The sequence below is a fragment of the Streptomyces sp. NBC_00028 genome (assembly GCF_045041065.1).
Lineage (GTDB): Bacteria > Actinomycetota > Actinomycetes > Streptomycetales > Streptomycetaceae > Streptomyces.
In genome coordinates, this window is sequence record NZ_CP108293.1 from 7,107,255 (window position 1) to 7,123,334 (window position 16,080).

A 16,080-nucleotide genomic window follows, 5' to 3' on the forward strand; every position below is an offset into this window, starting at 1 on the left:
GGGTCTCCCGTAGGGCGGGCACAGGAATGGCCGAAGATCGGGTTCCGCTCACGCCCCGGGCCCCGCAGGTTGCGGACCGCCCGGCATTACTTCCGCGCGTCCGAGCAGGCAAGATGGGCGCAGAACAGTACACCTGTCGGACGTGAGGCGTTCAACCGGGCGTCGGCCTGCCGATCATGGTCCGCAACACGGATGAAATGGTGTTGTGGTGGGATGCTCAGGTGCCCGACCGTCTCTCTGCGGGACCGGAGGCAGGCGGCCTGACCAGCAAGGATGGGGAAGCGGAAGATGGACAAGCAGCAGGAGTTCGTGCTCCGGACGTTGGAGGAGCGCGACATCCGGTTCGTACGCCTGTGGTTCACGGACGTGCTGGGCTTCCTCAAGTCCGTCGCCGTGGCCCCGGCCGAGCTGGAGCAGGCCTTTGACGAGGGCATCGGCTTCGACGGCTCGGCGATCGAGGGCTTCGCCCGGGTCTACGAGTCCGACATGATCGCCAAGCCGGACCCGTCGACGTTCCAGATCCTCCCCTGGCGTGCGGAGGCCCCCGGTACGGCCCGGATGTTCTGCGACATCCTGATGCCGGACGGCTCGCCGTCCTTCGCGGACCCGCGCTACGTGCTCAAGCGCGCGCTGGCCCGCACCTCCGACCTGGGTTTCACCTTCTACACCCACCCGGAGATCGAGTTCTTCCTCCTGAAGGACAAGCCGCTGGACGGCACCCGCCCGACCCCGGCCGACAACTCCGGATACTTCGACCACACCCCGCAGAACATCGGCATGGACTTCCGCCGCCAGGCGATCACCATGCTGGAGTCGATGGGCATCTCGGTCGAGTTCTCCCACCACGAGGGCGCCCCCGGCCAGCAGGAGATCGACCTCCGCTACGCCGACGCGCTCTCCACGGCGGACAACATCATGACGTTCCGCCTGGTCATGAAGCAGGTCGCGCTGGAGCAGGGCGTGCAGGCCACGTTCATGCCGAAGCCGTTCTCGGAGCACCCGGGCTCGGGCATGCACACGCACCTCTCCCTCTTCGAGGGCGACCGCAACGCGTTCTACGAGTCGGGCTCGGAGTACCAGCTCTCCAAGGTCGGCCGCTCCTTCATCGCGGGCCTGCTGAAGCACTCCGCGGAGATCTCCGCGGTCACCAACCAGTGGGTCAACTCCTACAAGCGCATCTGGGGCGGCTCGGAGCGCACGGCCGGCGCCGGCGGCGAAGCCCCCTCGTACATCTGCTGGGGCCACAACAACCGCAGCGCCCTGGTCCGCGTCCCGATGTACAAGCCCGGCAAGACCGGCTCGGCCCGCATCGAGGTCCGCTCGATCGACTCCGGCGCCAACCCCTACCTGGCCTACGCCGTCCTCCTCGCGGCCGGCCTCAAGGGCATCGAGGAGGGCTACGAGCTCCCGCCGGGCGCCGAGGACGACGTCTGGGCCCTCTCCGACGCCGAGCGCCGCGCGATGGGCATCGAGCCCCTCCCGCAGAACCTCGGCGAGGCCCTGACCCTGATGGAACGCAGCGACCTGGTCGCCGAGACCCTCGGCGAGCACGTCTTCGACTTCTTCCTGCGCAACAAGCGCCAGGAGTGGGAGGAGTACCGCTCCGAGGTCACCGCGTTCGAGCTGCGGAAGAACCTGCCGGTGCTGTAACACCCCGCGCGCGACAAAGGGGCCGGTGGCTGTGCGCCACCGGCCCCTCGGCGTTCTCGCGCCCCGTCACGAGGCGCTGTTCCCGCCCGCGGCCCGCCACGCCTCGACCAGATGGGCCGGAACCCGGCCACGAGCCGGAACGGTCAGGCCCTGGGCGCGGGCCCAGGCGCGCACCGCCTTCGCGTCGTACGGGCGTGTGCCCGCCGCCGCGGCCCGCCCCAGCAGCGTCTGCCGGGCCTGGGCCTCGGCGAGACGGTGGGCGAGCACGTCGATCTCGGCCTGCACCGACTCCTGAGGCGTGCACGCGGGGAACAGACGGGAGAGCAAGGACCCGCCCAGGCTGGGCAGCACCAGGAAGCCGGCCGTGGCCCTGGGCGCGTAGTCGGCCGCCGGCGGCGCGTCGGCCGGGGCCGGTCCGGTGGCGAGCAGCGCGGCGCCCCCGGCGCCGGTGAGGCCGGCGATGCCGAGCCAGCCGCTGTTCTGCCGCTGCCGTACCGCGTGTCCGGCCACCTGTCGCGGAGTGCGAGAAGCCGGGCGACAACCCGGCCCTCGTCACCGAACTGCACGCCGCGCTGTTCAGCGTCGGGGACTGCTTCGGCGCACGCGGCGCCGAGGCCACCGCCCGGGCGGTACGGGAACGGCTGCGGCCGGTGCTGGTGCCCCTGGTCACCGAGCGGGACCGGCCGGCCGCCCGGGAGACCTGGCTGGTCGCCCGCGCCCTCGCCTGTCTGCTCACCGTCACGGCGCAGGACCGGCGAGGTGGCGAACCCGACCTCGCCGAGACCCTGCTCAGAGCTGGCCGCCGCCCGCCGCGACGCGGAGGGCAACTACCCGGAGGACCCCGCCCGACGAGGCCCCCGGGGCGTCACTGCCCCCGCTGCCCCGCCAGGTCCGCCAGCACCTTGTGCAGGGGCTCCGTCTCCCGGCGGCGATACTCCTGGATCGCCCAGCCGTTTCCGTCCGGGTCCTTGAAGTACATGAACGTGGCGCCGTCCTGGGGGCCGAAGGACTGCGGCTCGGTGACGTCCAGGCCGCGGGCGGTCAGCTCCTCGTACGCCGCCTTCGCGTCCGTGACGCACAGCTGCATGCCGTGGTACGTGCCCGGCTGCGGGGTGCCCGTGGGGATCTGGAGGCCGTCGACGAGCGCGATCGAACAGCCCGAGCCCGGCGGGGTCAGCTGGACGATCCGGACGCCCGGCATCACCTCGCCGTCCAGGTCCACGTGGAAACCGACCTTGTCCCGGTAGAACTCCTTGGCCCGGTCCACGTCCGAGACCGGCATCAGGATGACTTCGAGACTCATGTCCATGGCAAGGCTCCCTCAGGTGAAACGCCAACGCGTCTGGCTGAACGGCTCCCCCTTACCGAAGCCGAAAACCGTGCGCGGCGCTACCGAGAAGACCAGAGCGCTTCCCCCGCCGTGGTGGAAACACCCCTCCCGGACCTCGAAGTGCCAGAACTCGCCGTACTTCGCCTCCCACCCGGCCGCCAGCGCCCGCAGCCGGACGTCGTCGGTGACCCGTACCGCCTCGCCCTCCACGACCAGGTCGTACCCCTCGTTCCAGGTGCTCGTCCCGGTCGTCAGCACGACCTGCGGGTTCGCCGCGAGGTTCAGGGCCTTGCGCTCCTCGGCGCCCGTGCAGAAATGCAGGGCGCCGTCCGACCAGACCGCGGGCAGCGGGGTCACGTGCGGGCGCCCGTCCGGCCGTACCGTCGAGATCCAGAACAGTTCGGCCGACTCCAGCAGCGCGACCGCCCGCGGCCAGGGGGTCGCCGTGACGGTCGGGTCGCTGTAGCGCCGGTCCAGCCGGGTCTGTGGTTCGTCGTGAGTCATACAGGGCAGACCCCGTTGCGGCCCGGAACTCATCGGCGCTTCCCTCCAGGTCTGCGGTTAGGCTCAAGGCCGTACGACCTTGATCCGACGGGAGGGCCGGGGATGACGGCGCCGGGGCGCAGGAGCAGTACCTTTTCGCGGCTGCTGCGGCACGGGTTCACCGATCCCTCCGCCGCCGAGCGGCTCCTCGACGGACCGGAGCTGAGCGGCGTACGCAATGACCCGGTGCTCCTGGAGGCCCTCGGGGCCACCGCCGACCCCGATCTCGCGCTGCACGGTCTGGTCCGGCTCCTGGAGGCGCAGACGGACCGGGAACTGCTCGACACGGTCATAGCCGCCAAGCCGCTGCGCGACCGGCTGCTGGGGGTGCTCGGCGCCTCCGCCGCGCTCGGCGAGCACCTCGCCCGGCACGCCGGCGACTGGCAGGCGCTCGTCATGTACGAGCCGCGCGACCTGCACCCCGGCGTGGAGGAGTTCGAACGCGGGCTCTCCGGGGCGACCGACCCCGTCTCCCTGCGCGTCGCCTACCGCCGCTGCCTCCTCTCCATCGCCGCCCGCGACGTGTGCGGCACCACCGACGTCGCCGAGACCGCCGCCGAGCTCGCCGACCTCGCCACCGCCACCCTGCGCGCCGCCCTCGCCATCGCCCGCGCCGCCGCCCCCGAGGACGCGGCGCTGTGCCGGCTCGCGGTCGTCGCGATGGGCAAGTGCGGTGGCCACGAGCTCAACTACGTCTCCGACGTGGACGTGATCTTCGTGGGGGAGGCCGTCGACGGGGCCGACGAGGGCAAGGCCCTGCGCGCCGCGACCCAGCTCGCCTCGCACATGATGCGGGTCTGCTCCGAGACCACCGTCGAGGGCTCCATCTGGCCCGTCGACGCCAACCTGCGCCCCGAGGGCCGCAACGGCCCGCTCGTACGAACGCTCGCCTCCCACCTCGCCTACTACCAACGCTGGGCCAAGACCTGGGAGTTCCAGGCGCTGCTCAAGGCCCGGCCGGTCGCCGGGGACATCGAGCTGGGCGAGGAGTACATCGCCGCCCTCGAACCCCTCGTCTGGAAGGCCGCCGAGCGCGAGAACTTCGTCGCCGACGTGCAGAAGATGCGCCGCCGCGTCGTCGAGAACATCCCCGTCGCCGAGGTCGAGCGGGAGCTGAAACTCGGGCCCGGCGGACTCCGCGACGTCGAATTCGCCGTGCAGCTCCTCCAGTTGGTGCACGGCCGCGCCGACGCCTCGCTGCGCAGCGGCACCACCCTCGACGCCCTCCAGGCCCTCGCCGCCGGCGGCTACGTCGGCCGCGACGACACCGTCCAGCTCGACGACGCCTACCGCTTCCTGCGCTCCATGGAACACCGCATCCAGCTGTTCCGGCTGCGCCGCACCCACCTCGTCCCCGAGGACGAGGCCGACCTGCGCCGCATCGGCCGCTCCCTCGGCCTGCGCACCGACCCGGTCGCCGAGCTGAACCGCGAGTGGAAACGGCACACCAGTGTCGTACGGCGCCTGCACGAGAAGCTCTTCTACCGGCCACTGCTCGACGCCGTCGCCCAACTGGCGCCGGGCGAGGCCAGGTTGAGCCCGGAAGCGGCCCGCGAGCGGCTCGTCGCCCTCGGCTACGCCGACCCCGCCTCCGCCCTGCGCCACCTGGAGGCCCTCGCCTCCGGCGTCACCCGCAAGGCCGCGATCCAGCGAACTCTCCTGCCCGTCCTGCTGGGTTGGTTCGCCGACTCCGCCGACCCGGACGCCGGCCTGCTCAACTTCCGCAAGGTCTCGGACGCGTTGGGCAAGACCCCCTGGTATCTGCGGCTGCTCCGCGACGAGGGCGCCGCCGCCGAGAACCTCGCCCGCGTCCTGTCCGCCGGCCGCCTCGCCCCTGACCTGCTCATGCGCGCCCCCGAGGCGGTCGCGCTCCTCGGCGACGAGGAAGGCCTCGCACCCCGCGACCGGGCCTCCCTGGAGCCGGAGGTCCTCGCCGCGGTCAGCCGCGCGGACACCGCCGAGAAGGCCGTCACCGCGGCCCGCGGCGTACGCCGCCGCGAACTGTTCCGCACCGCCGCCGCCGACATCATCGGCTCCTACGGCACCGAGACCCAGCCCGTCGAGGCCGACCAGGGCGCCCTCGTCGACCGCGTCGGCGGTGCCGTCTCCGACCTCAACGCGGCCACCCTCGCGGGCACCCTGCGCGCGGTCGTGCGCGACACCTGGGGCGACACCCTGCCGACCCGGTTCACCGTCATCGGCATGGGCCGCTTCGGCGGCCACGAACTCGGCTACGGCTCCGACGCCGACGTCCTGTTCGTCCACGAGGCGCGGGGCGGCGTCCCCGAGCAGTCCGCCTCCGAAGCCGCCAACAAGGTCGTCTCCGAGATGCGCCGGCTCCTCCAGATCCCGAGCGCCGACCCACCGCTGCTCATCGACGCGGACCTGCGCCCGGAGGGCAAGTCCGGGCCGCTGGTACGGACGTTGAAGTCGTACGAGGCCTATTACCGCCGCTGGTCCCTGGTCTGGGAGTCGCAGGCGTTGCTGCGGGCCGAAGTCGTCGCCGGTGACGAGGACTTGGGGCGGCGCTTCATCGAGCTGATCGATCCGCTGCGGTACCCGGCGGAGGGGCTCGGGGACGACGCCGTACGCGAGATCCGGCGGCTGAAGGCGCGGATGGAGGCGGAGCGGTTGCCTCGCGGCGCGGACCCGAAGCTGCACACCAAGCTCGGGCCGGGCGGGTTGTCCGACGTCGAGTGGACCGTGCAGCTGCTTCAGTTGCAGCACGGGTGGGCCGAGCCCGGATTGCGTACGACCCGGACGCGGGAGGCGCTTGCCGCGGCGCGCTCCGCCGGGCTCATCGGCTCGGAGGACGCCGAGACTCTCGACGAGGCCTGGGTGTTGGCCACGCGGGTGCGTAACGCCGTGATGCTGGTGCGGGGGCGGGCGGGCGACACGTTCCCGACGGAGGCGCGGGAACTGGCGGCTGTGGGGCGGTACTTGGGGTACGGGCCTGGGCATGCGGGGGACATGCTGGATGCGTATCGGCGTACGGCGCGCAGGGCGCGGAGTGTGGTGGAGACGTTGTTCTACGGGGCGTAGGCCTTCTTCGTCGGGTGCGGGTGTGTTGTGGTTGCTCGCGCCCGCGCGGCGTTAGCCGCAAATCGAGCACAGCCCCGCGCCCCTGACACCCGCGTCATGGCGACGCCTATGAGCACCACTGCCATGCCTGTCAGCACCCTTATCCCTACCTGCTCGTTCAACAGCACCGCTCCTAGCGCCACCGACACCACCGGCAGCAAGTACCCCACCGTCGCCGCCGTCGTCGGCCCCTCGTCGGCGATCAAGCGGTAGTTGAGGTAGAAGGTCACCCCCGTGCCCAGGACCCCGAGTGCCGTGACCGCCCCCAGCCCCACCAGGTCCGCCTCCACCGGGCCCGCCACCGGCGCCGACAGCGTCGTCCACCCCGTCGCCATCAGCAGCTGTGCCGCCGACATCGCCATCGGCGCCCGCTTGTCGGTCAGTTTGCGGGCCATGTACGCGAACGCCACCGCGTAGCTCGCCGCGGCGCCCAGCAGGGCCAGCGCGCTCCAGCTCAGCAGGCCCGAGCGGTGCCAGGGCGCGAAGATCAGGACCGTACCGGCGAAGCCGAGGAGCAGGCCGGTCAGGCGCAGGGGGTGCAGGCCGCGGTCGGTGCCCAGCACCACGCCGATCAGGAGTGACCACAGCGGGGTCGTGGCGTTCAGGACGCCGGCGATGCCGGAGTCGAGGTGCTGCTCACCCACCGCGAACAACGCGAACGGGATCGCGTTGCAGAACAGCGCGGCGATCACCAGGTGCCCCCAGGTGGCCCGGGAGCGGGGAAGGCGCTGGCCGACCGAGCGGGCCAGCACCCACAGGGTCACCGTGCCGAGTGCGCAGCGGACGATGGTGATCTGGGCGGGGGAGAGGCCGTGGTTGAGGGCGAGCTTGATCCACAGGAAGCCCGAGCCCCACAGGAGGGCGAGGGCGGCCATGCGGAGTGTGGAGGCGGGAGACATGGCTCTACGGTCCGGGAGAGAACGCGTGAGGACAAGTGAAGAGTTCTGGATGTGTTGTTAAGCTGCGCTACATGCTGGATGTGCGTCGGATGCAGGTGCTGCGGGCCGTGGTGAGCAGCGGGTCGGTGACGGGGGCGGCGGCGGTCCTCGGGTACACGCCGTCCGCGGTGAGCCAGCAGATCGCCGCGCTGGAGAAGGAGGCGCGGACCGAGTTGCTGGAGCGGGTCGGGCGAGGGGTGCGGCCGACGGCCGCCGGGCTGCTGCTGACCGGGTACGCGGACGCCATCGGCCGTCAGGTCGCCGAGGCGGAGACGGCCCTGGCCGATCTGCTCGCGGGGCGCACGGGCCGGCTGGCGGTGCGGTACTTCGCGACGGCGGGGGCGGCCCTCGTCGCCCCGGCGGTCGCGAGGCTGCGGACGGAACATCCCGGCGTGCAGATCGAGCTCAAGCTCATCGACCCCGAGGACCCGCTGCCGGACGTGCGGGAGGGGCGGGCGGATCTGGCGCTCGTCGTGGGGCCCGCGGGGCACGAAGGGGTGCGGCTCCTGCATCTCCTCGACGATCCGTATCTGGCGGTGCTGCCGGAAGGCCACCGGCTGGCGGACGCCCCGGAACCGGGGCTGTCCGACCTCGCGGAGGAACCCTGGGTCGGCAGTGAGTGGCCCGGCCCCTGTCTCGACGCCCAGCTGAGCGCGTGCGAGGCCGCCGGGTTCCGGCCGCGGTTCGTCGTCGAGAGCGAGGACTACGTCACCGCGCAGGGCTTCGTGGCGGCGGGTCTCGGCGTGAGTCTGATCCCGCGGCTCGGGCTGCGGAACGGGGTGCGCGACGGCGTGGTCGTACGGGAGCTGCGGGCGCCCGAGCCGACCCGGTCGATCTACGCGGCCGTACGCGAGACCGCCCCGCCGCAGCCCGCGCTGCGGGCGTTCATCGCGGCGATGCGCTCCGCGGCCGGGGTCGGCTGACCGGCGGCACCAGCTGGGGGAGGCGGTACGGCAGGGCGCCGTACCAGAGCCTCGCCACCGTGAAGCCGAAGGCCAGGCACAGGATGCCGCCCACCGCGTCCAGCCAGAAGTGGTTGGCCGTCGCGACGATGACGACCAGGGTGACCGTCGGGTAGAGCAGGCCGAGGACCCGCACCCACGGCACCGACGCCAGCGCGAAGATCGTCAGGCCGCACCACAGGGACCAGCCGATGTGCATGGACGGCATCGCGGCGTACTGGTTCGACATGTTCTTCAGATCGCCGGAGGCCATCGAACCCCAGGTCTGGTGGACCATGACGGTGTCGACGAAGTCGCCGCCGTTCATCAGCCGGGGCGGCGCCAGCGGATACAGGTAGTAACCGACGAGAGCGACGCCGGTCGTGGCGAAGAGGACCATGCGCGTCGCCGCGTAGCGGCCGGGGTGGTAGCGGAAGAGCCACACCAGGACACCCAGCGTCACCACGAAGTGCAGCGTCGCGTAGTAGTAGTTCATGCCCACGATCAGCCAAGTCACCGAGTTCACGGCGTGGTTGACCGACTCCTCGACCGCGATCCCCAGGTCGTGCTCGACCCGCCAGATCCAGTCGGCGTTGCGCAGCGCCTCGGCTCGCTGTTCCGGGACCGCGTTGCGGATCAGTGAGTACGTCCAGTAACTCACCGCGATCAGCAGGATCTCGAACCACAGCCGGGGGCGGCGGGGGGTGCGCAGGCGGCGAAGAAGGCCCCTGTCCGAACGGTCCGCGACAGGATGCGGAACGGCCTCTTCGCGGCCTTCCAGTGTCGTCACGGTCGCATCACCCATGGACACAGAGTCTGCCAGAAAAGCCCTTGCCCCCAGATCATCCCCCGGTCGGGTTCAGGACGCATGTTCTACGGCGGAACGAGGCCCTCGTCTCCTCCCCGCGCAGGTCCTGAAAGCCCGGTTTCTCCGCCTCAGGAACGAGCCCGCTCCGTACGGGACGCCACAGGCGCCGAAGCCGTGGAACCACGCACCACCAGCTCCGGCATGAACACGAACTCACTGTGCGGAGCGGGCGTCCCGCCGATCTCCTCCAGCAGCGTCCGCACCGCGGCCTGGCCCATCGCCGGAACCGGCTTGCGGACCGTCGTCAGCGGCGGATCGGTGAACGCGATCAGCGGAGAGTCGTCGAAGCCCACCACCGAGATGTCCCGCGGCACTTCGAGACCGAGCTGCCGGGCCGCGCGTATCGCACCCAGCGCCATCATGTCGCTCGCGCACACGACCGCCGTACAGCCACGGCCGATCAACGCGGTCGCGGCGGCCTGACCGCCCTCCAGCGTGTACAGCGAGTGCTGGACCAGGTCCGACTCCGCGGACTCCGCGGACAGCCCCAGCTGGTCCTGCATCGCCCGTACGAAGCCCTCGATCTTGCGCTGCACCGGCACGAACCGCTTCGGGCCGACCGCGAGACCGATCCGCGTGTGACCGAGCGAGGCGAGATGCGTGACCGCCAGCGTCATCGCCGCGCGGTCGTCGGGGGAGATGAACGGCGCCTGCACCTTCGGCGAGAAACCGTCCACGAGCACGAACGGCACGCCCTGGCCGCGCAGCTGCTCGTAGCGCTGCATGTCGGCGGAGGTGTCCGCGTGCAGTCCGGAGACGAAGATGATGCCGGCCACGCCCCGGTCGACGAGCATCTCCGTGAGCTCGTCCTCGGTGGAGCCGCCGGGGGTCTGGGTGGCCAGCACCGGGGTGTAGCCCTGCCGGGTCAGCGCCTGGCCGATCACCTGCGCCAGCGCAGGGAATATCGGGTTCTCCAGCTCCGGCGTTATCAGCCCCACCAGGCCCTCACTGCGCTGACGCAGCCGCACCGGACGCTCGTACCCGAGCACGTCCAGCGCGGCCAGCACGGACTGGCGAGTGGTCGCGGCGACGCCCGGCTTCCCGTTGAGGACGCGGCTGACGGTCGCTTCGCTGACCCCCGCTTGAGCAGCGATGTCGGCAAGCCGTGTGGTCACAGGATTGGACTGTACCGGCCGTCCCTCCCCTTGCACACCAATCGGACGCCGTGGGCGACCTGTTGACCGTCCCGGTCCGAGCTGCTGGGTCATCGCGCTCCCTCGTGAAAGTGATGGCAAGAGCTTGCAGAGTCTTGCACAGCGCGCTCTCCGCCGCTCCACCCCTGGAAACAAGCGTCTCACGGCGGTAGCCGGGAGGTCACGCGCGGATAACTTACGAGACGTCTTGCACTTTTTTGCTGCAAGGTCTTTCGCAACGCTTACACGGCTGTTACGTTCACGTCGCCCGGCCGCCGCAACGGCGCAGTCGGCACCACAGCAGGGACGGCAGACGGGGCCGACCCTGCACCACGCAGGGAAGCGGGCGGGACCGCCTCCCTGCACCACACGGGCTTTCACCCTCAAGGAGAACTCATGCGGCGTGGCATAGCGGCCACCGCGCTGGTGGCGTCCCTCGCCCTCGCGGCGACGGCCTGCGGCGGAGACGACGGCGACAGCGAATCCAGCGGTCCGACCACCATCACCTGGTGGGACACCTCCAACGCCACCAATGAGGCGCCGACCTACAAGGCTCTGATCAAGGAGTTCGAGGCGTCCCACAAGGACGTCAAGGTCAAGTACGTCAACGTCCCCTTCGACCAGGCGCAGAACAAGTTCGACACCGCCGCCGGCTCCAAGGGCGCCCCCGACGTGCTCCGCGCCGAGGTCGGCTGGACCCCCGCCTTCGCCAAGAAGAGCTACCTCCTGCCCCTCGACGGCACCGAGGCCCTCGCCGACCAGAGCAAGTTCAAGTCCAACCTGCTGGAGCAGGCCAAGTACGAGGGCAAGACCTACGGCGTTCCGCTGGTCACCGACACCCTCGCCCTGGTCTACAACAAGGAGCTCTTCGAGAAGGCCGGCGTCGAGGCCCCCAAGACCTGGGACGACCTCAAGGCCGCCGCCGCCACCATCAAGAGCAAGACCGGCGTCGACGGCTACTGGGGCTCCACCCAGGCCTACTACGCCCAGTCCTTCCTCTACGGCGAGGGCACCGACACCGTCGACGCCTCCGCCAAGAAGATCACGGTCAACTCCGCCGCCGCCCAGAAGGCGTACGGCACCTGGCTCGACCTCTTCTCCGGCAAGGGCCTGCACAAGGCCGACACCACCGCCGACGCCTACGCCCACATCCAGGACGCGTTCGTCAACGGCAAGGTCGCCGCGATCATCCAGGGCCCGTGGGAGATCACCAACTTCTACAACGGTGCCGCGTTCAAGGACAAGAACAACCTCGGCATCGCCACCGTCCCGGCCGGCTCCACCGGCAAGGCCGGCGCCCCGACCGGCGGCCACAACCTCTCGGTCTACGCCGGCTCCGACGCCGCGCACCAGAAGGCCGCGCTGAAGTTCGTCAACTTCATGACCTCCGCGAAGTCCCAGGCGACCATCGCGCTGAAGAACTCCACGCTGCCCACCCGCGACGACGCCTACACCGCCGAGGTCAAGGCCGACCCGGGCATCGCCGGCTACCAGACGGTCCTCGCCGCCGCCCAGCCGCGCCCCGCCCTGCCCGAGTACAGCTCCCTGTGGGGCCCGCTGGACACCGAGCTGCCGAAGATCGCCGGCGGCAAGGAGTCCCTCGACAAGGGCCTGAGCAGCGCTGAGACCGCCATCGCCAAGCTGGTGCCGGACTTCAGCAAGTAAGCCCCGACAGGCCGCCGGATCTCCCGACCACGGGGGGAGGGATCCGGCGGCCATCGGCCTGAGAGCCGTACCCCCTCTGGAACCACAGGACTTCACGAAGGTCGTCGAACCATGACAGTCGCCATCGACCGCGCGACCGGCAAGCGCCGCGGTGACCGCGCGCCCCGGCCCGGCCTGGGACAGCGCCTCAAGCACAGCTACCAGAAGCACTGGTACGCCTACGCCATGATCGCCCCCGTGGTCGTCGTGCTCGGCGTCCTCGTGCTGTACCCCCTGGTGTACGGCCTCTACCTCACCCTCACCGACGCCAACAGCCTCAACACGGCCCGCACCATCGGCGTCAACCACATCGACGCCACGTACAAGTTCATCGGGCTCGACAACTACGCCGACATCCTGTGGGGCCCGACGGCGTACGACCGCTTCTGGTCGCACTTCATCTGGACCGTCGTGTGGACCGCGCTCTGCGTCACCCTGCACTACTGCCTCGGCCTCGGCCTCGCGCTGCTGCTCAACCAGAAGCTGCGCGGCCGGACGCTGTACCGCATGATCCTGATCCTGCCCTGGGCCGTGCCGACCTTCGTCACCGTCTTCGGCTGGCGCTTCATGCTCGCCGACGGCGGCGTCATCAACTCCTTCCTGGACTTCCTCCATCTGCCCGCCCCACTGTGGCTGGAGGACACCTTCTGGCAGCGGTTCGCCGCGATCATGGTCAACACCTGGTGCGGTGTCCCCTTCATGATGCTGTCGCTCCTCGGCGGCCTGCAGTCCATCGACAACTCCCTCTACGAGGCCGCCGAGATGGACGGCGCCACCGCCTGGCAGAAGTTCCGGTACGTCACCCTGCCGGGCCTCAGGTCCGTCAGCTCCACCGTCGTCCTCCTCGGCGTCATCTGGACCTTCAACCAGTTCGCGATCATCTTCCTGCTGTTCGGCGACACCGCGCCCGACGCCCAGATCCTCGTGACCTGGGCCTACTACCTCGGCTTCGGACAACAGCCGCGTGACTTCGCCCAGTCGGCCGCCTACGGCATCCTGCTGCTGGCCATCCTGATCGTCTTCACCTCCTTTTACCGACGCTGGCTGAACCGCAATGACCAGCAGCTCGCGATCTGAGGCAGGAGCTCCCATGAGTACGACCACCGCCCCGACCTCCGTCGAGAAGACCGAGCAGGACCAGGCCACCGGCACCCCACCCAAGCCGCGCCGGCGCGGGCTCGCCACCTCCCTCGTCTCCCACGGCATCCTGATCGTCGCGAGCGTCATCGCCCTGTTCCCCGTGGCCTGGCTGGTCTATCTGTCCCTCGGCCCGGACAGCGACGACTACCTCCACCCCGGCGGCATCTGGTCCAAGATGACGTTCGACAACTACACGTTCGTGCTGCAGCACACGAAGTTCTTCGACTGGCTGCAGACCACGATGATCGTCACCCTGGGCACCACGTTCATCGGCGTGATCATGTCCGCCACCACCGGCTACGCCGTCTCGCGGATGCGCTTTCCCGGCTACAAGAAGTTCATGTGGGTCCTCCTGGTCACCCAGATGTTCCCGGTGGCCGTCCTCATGGTGCCGATGTACCAGATCCTCTCGGACCTCCAGCTCGTCGACAGCTACCTCGGCCTCGTCCTGGTCTACTGCACCACCACCGTGCCGTACTGCGCCTGGCTGATGAAGGGCTACTTCGACACCATCCCGTTCGAGATCGACGAGGCGGGACGCGTCGACGGACTCACCCCGTTCGGCACGTTCGCGCGGCTGATCCTGCCGCTCGCCAAGCCGGGCCTGGCCGTCGCCGCCTTCTACAGCTTCCTCACCGCCTTCGGCGAGGTCGCGTTCGCCTCCACGTTCATGCTCTCCGACGACAAGTACACCTTCGCCGTCGGCCTGCAGACCTTCGTCAGCGAACACGACGCCCAGCGCAACCTGATGGCCGCCACCGCGGTGCTCATCGCCATACCGGTCGCCGCGTTCTTCTACTTCGTCCAGAAGAACCTGGTCACCGGCCTCACCGCCGGCGGCACGAAGGGCTGACCGCCGGCCAGGGGCCTCACCCCACCGACCCGAGGCGGTCGCGGTGTCCATCCGACCCCGCTGTCACCGCGGCCGCCTCGTCAATCAGCCGCACGCTCCTGTGCGCCCCCCTTCTGCCCCCATCTGCAACCTCCTGCCCAGATGACTCCGTTACGTATCAAGGACGCCATGAGCCAGCAGCACTCCGCCGCCGACCCGGCCCCGACCTCCGCCGTCGCCACCGTCGCCCAGCGCCGCGACTGGTGGCGGGACGCGGTGATCTACCAGGTCTATCCGCGCAGCTTCGCCGACAGCAACGGCGACGGCATGGGCGACCTGGAGGGCATCCGCTCCCGACTGCCGTACCTGCGTGACCTCGGCATCGACGCCGTGTGGCTCAGCCCCTTCTACGCCTCCCCACAGGCCGACGCGGGCTATGACGTCGCCGACTACCGTGCCGTCGACCCCATGTTCGGCAACCTGCTGGACGCGGACGCGCTGATCCGTGACGCGCACGAGCTGGACCTCAGGATCATCGTCGACCTGGTCCCCAACCACTCCTCCGACCAGCACGAGTGGTTCAAGCGCGCCCTGCGCGAGGGCCCGGGCTCCTCCCTCCGCGACCGCTACCACTTCCGCCCCGGAAAGGGCGAGAACGGTGAACTCCCGCCCAACGACTGGGAGTCCATCTTCGGAGGCCCGGCGTGGACCCGGGTCACCGAGCCCGACGGCTCCCTCGGCGAGTGGTACCTCCACCTCTTCGCCCCCGAGCAGCCCGACTTCAACTGGGAACACCCCGCAGTCGGCGACGAGTTCCGCTCCATCCTGCGCTTCTGGCTGGACATGGGCGTCGACGGCTTCCGCATCGACGTGGCCCACGGCCTGGTCAAGGCGGAGGGCCTGCCGGACCTCGGGGACCACGACCAGCTGAAGCTGCTGGGCAACGATGTCATGCCGTTCTTCGACCAGGACGGTGTGCACGAGGTGTACCGCCAGTGGCGGCTCATCCTCGACGAGTACGCGGGCGAGCGCATCTTCGTCGCCGAGGCCTGGACCCCGACCGTCGAGCGCACCGCGAACTACGTCCGCCCCGACGAACTGCACCAGGCCTTCAACTTCCAGTACCTGGGCACCCATTGGGACGCCGAGGAACTCCGCCAGGTCATCGACCGCACCCTGGAGGCGATGCGCCCGGTCGGCGCCCCCGCCACCTGGGTCCTCTCCAACCACGACGTCACCCGCCACGCCACCCGCTTCGCGAACCCGGCGGGCCTCGGCACCCAGATCCGCGAGGCGGGCGACCGCGAGCTGGGCCTGCGCCGAGCAAGGGCAGCCACTCTTCTCATGCTCGCCCTCCCCGGCTCGGCGTACATCTACCAGGGCGAGGAACTCGGCCTCCCCGACGTCGTCGACCTCCCCGACGAGGTCCGCCAGGACCCGGCGTACTTCCGCGGCGCGGGCCAGGACGGCTTCCGCGACGGCTGCCGCGTCCCGATCCCGTGGACCCGGGAGGGTTCGTCGTACGGCTTCGGCACGGGCGGCAGCTGGCTCCCGCAGCCGGCGGAGTGGGCGGACCTGAGCGTCGAGTCCCAGACGGGCGTCGCCGGCTCCACCCTGGAGCTCTACCGCACGGCCCTCGCCACCCGCCGCACCGAGCCCGACCTCGGCGCCGGCGAGTCGGTCGAGTGGCTCCGCGCCCCCGAGGGCGTCCTCGCCTTCCGCCGCGGCGACTTCGTCTGCGTGGCGAACACGACCGGCGAGTCGGTGACGACCCCGGCGTACGGGCGCCTTCTCCTCGCGAGCGGCGAGATCGCCGAGGTCGACGGCGACGCGAAGATCCCGGCGGACACCACGGCGTGGTGGACGACGGCCTGACCACGGGCACGCCCGCACCGGGCCCCCGCCGCCTTCGGGCAGCGG

13 protein-coding genes are annotated in these 16,080 nt (G+C 70.5%); 7 read left to right on the forward strand and 6 right to left on the reverse strand.

Annotated features, from left to right (window positions below):
- Positions 1-288 precede the first annotated feature (288 nt).
- On the forward strand, positions 289-1,650 hold the full coding sequence (locus OG885_RS32000) for a glutamine synthetase family protein (protein ID WP_266830106.1): 1,362 nt from the start codon (positions 289-291) through the stop codon (positions 1,648-1,650).
- Positions 1,651-1,716: 66 nt separating this feature from the next.
- Here OG885_RS32000 and OG885_RS32005 read toward each other — a convergent pair whose 3' ends face one another.
- From OG885_RS32005 to OG885_RS32015, 3 genes are all read right to left on the reverse strand, one after another.
- Positions 1,717-2,160: a histone-like nucleoid-structuring protein Lsr2 gene (locus OG885_RS32005; RefSeq protein ID WP_405737735.1), complete on the reverse strand. Its 444-nt coding sequence runs from the start codon at positions 2,158-2,160 to the stop codon at positions 1,717-1,719.
- Between the two features lie 355 nt (positions 2,161-2,515).
- Positions 2,516-2,959, reverse strand: coding sequence for a VOC family protein (locus tag OG885_RS32010; protein ID WP_405737736.1), 444 nt, complete (start codon positions 2,957-2,959; stop codon positions 2,516-2,518).
- Between the two features lie 12 nt (positions 2,960-2,971).
- Entirely contained in the window at positions 2,972-3,484 is a 513-nt protein-coding gene (locus OG885_RS32015) for a pyridoxamine 5'-phosphate oxidase family protein (RefSeq protein WP_405737737.1), read from the reverse strand.
- 102 nt (positions 3,485-3,586) lie between these two features.
- On the opposite strand from OG885_RS32015, the gene OG885_RS32020 reads away from it, so the two are divergent.
- Complete coding sequence (locus OG885_RS32020) at positions 3,587-6,565, forward strand: bifunctional [glutamine synthetase] adenylyltransferase/[glutamine synthetase]-adenylyl-L-tyrosine phosphorylase (RefSeq protein ID WP_405737738.1); 2,979 nt, start codon at positions 3,587-3,589, stop codon at positions 6,563-6,565.
- On the opposite strand, the gene OG885_RS32025 is transcribed toward OG885_RS32020, so the two are convergent.
- Positions 6,553-7,503, reverse strand: a complete 951-nt coding sequence (locus tag OG885_RS32025) for a DMT family transporter (RefSeq protein WP_405737739.1) — start codon at positions 7,501-7,503, stop codon at positions 6,553-6,555. The two genes, OG885_RS32020 and OG885_RS32025, sit on opposite strands and share 13 nt — an antisense overlap.
- Before the next feature lie 71 nt (positions 7,504-7,574).
- Here OG885_RS32025 and OG885_RS32030 point away from each other — a divergent pair, with 71 nt between their 5' ends.
- On the forward strand, positions 7,575-8,465 hold the full coding sequence (locus tag OG885_RS32030; RefSeq protein ID WP_405737740.1) for a LysR family transcriptional regulator: 891 nt from the start codon (positions 7,575-7,577) through the stop codon (positions 8,463-8,465).
- Here OG885_RS32030 and OG885_RS32035 read toward each other — a convergent pair.
- Positions 8,428-9,288, reverse strand: a complete 861-nt coding sequence (locus tag OG885_RS32035; protein ID WP_405737741.1) for a phosphatase PAP2 family protein — start codon at positions 9,286-9,288, stop codon at positions 8,428-8,430. The two genes, OG885_RS32030 and OG885_RS32035, sit on opposite strands and share 38 nt — an antisense overlap.
- A 131-nt stretch (positions 9,289-9,419) precedes the next feature.
- The gene (locus OG885_RS32040; RefSeq protein ID WP_405737742.1) at positions 9,420-10,466 is read right to left on the reverse strand and encodes a LacI family DNA-binding transcriptional regulator; all 1,047 of its coding nucleotides are present in this window, start codon (positions 10,464-10,466) and stop codon (positions 9,420-9,422) included.
- A 414-nt stretch (positions 10,467-10,880) separates the two neighbouring features.
- Between OG885_RS32040 and OG885_RS32045 the strand changes: the two genes are divergently transcribed.
- The 4 genes from OG885_RS32045 (at position 10,881) to OG885_RS32060 (ending at position 16,035) form a co-directional block, all read left to right on the forward strand.
- Positions 10,881-12,149: an extracellular solute-binding protein gene (locus OG885_RS32045; protein WP_405737743.1), complete on the forward strand. Its 1,269-nt coding sequence runs from the start codon at positions 10,881-10,883 to the stop codon at positions 12,147-12,149.
- 111 nt (positions 12,150-12,260) lie between these two features.
- Complete coding sequence (locus OG885_RS32050) at positions 12,261-13,265, forward strand: carbohydrate ABC transporter permease (RefSeq protein WP_405737744.1); 1,005 nt, start codon at positions 12,261-12,263, stop codon at positions 13,263-13,265.
- Positions 13,266-13,278: 13 nt separating this feature from the next.
- Complete coding sequence (locus OG885_RS32055; protein ID WP_405737745.1) at positions 13,279-14,181, forward strand: sugar ABC transporter permease; 903 nt, start codon at positions 13,279-13,281, stop codon at positions 14,179-14,181.
- 168 nt (positions 14,182-14,349) lie between these two features.
- Positions 14,350-16,035 (forward strand): glycoside hydrolase family 13 protein, encoded by a 1,686-nt coding sequence (locus tag OG885_RS32060; RefSeq protein WP_405737746.1) that lies wholly within the window; start codon positions 14,350-14,352, stop codon positions 16,033-16,035.
- The last annotated feature ends 45 nt before the right edge of the window (positions 16,036-16,080 follow it).

Bases quoted from the DNA above. Each gene is read 5' to 3' on its own strand.
- OG885_RS32000 (WP_266830106.1), top strand. From the start codon at position 289: ATGGACAAGCAGCAGGAGTTCGTGCTCCGGACGTTGGAGGAGCGCGAC.
- OG885_RS32010 (WP_405737736.1), bottom strand. From the start codon at position 2,959: ATGGACATGAGTCTCGAAGTCATCCTGATGCCGGTCTCGGACGTGGAC.
- OG885_RS32015 (WP_405737737.1), bottom strand. From the start codon at position 3,484: ATGACTCACGACGAACCACAGACCCGGCTGGACCGGCGCTACAGCGAC.
- OG885_RS32020 (WP_405737738.1), top strand. From the start codon at position 3,587: ATGACGGCGCCGGGGCGCAGGAGCAGTACCTTTTCGCGGCTGCTGCGG.
- OG885_RS32025 (WP_405737739.1), bottom strand. From the start codon at position 7,503: ATGTCTCCCGCCTCCACACTCCGCATGGCCGCCCTCGCCCTCCTGTGG.
- OG885_RS32030 (WP_405737740.1), top strand. From the start codon at position 7,575: ATGCTGGATGTGCGTCGGATGCAGGTGCTGCGGGCCGTGGTGAGCAGC.
- OG885_RS32035 (WP_405737741.1), bottom strand. From the start codon at position 9,288: ATGGGTGATGCGACCGTGACGACACTGGAAGGCCGCGAAGAGGCCGTT.
- OG885_RS32045 (WP_405737743.1), top strand. From the start codon at position 10,881: ATGCGGCGTGGCATAGCGGCCACCGCGCTGGTGGCGTCCCTCGCCCTC.
- OG885_RS32050 (WP_405737744.1), top strand. From the start codon at position 12,261: ATGACAGTCGCCATCGACCGCGCGACCGGCAAGCGCCGCGGTGACCGC.
- OG885_RS32055 (WP_405737745.1), top strand. From the start codon at position 13,279: ATGAGTACGACCACCGCCCCGACCTCCGTCGAGAAGACCGAGCAGGAC.
- OG885_RS32060 (WP_405737746.1), top strand. From the start codon at position 14,350: ATGAGCCAGCAGCACTCCGCCGCCGACCCGGCCCCGACCTCCGCCGTC.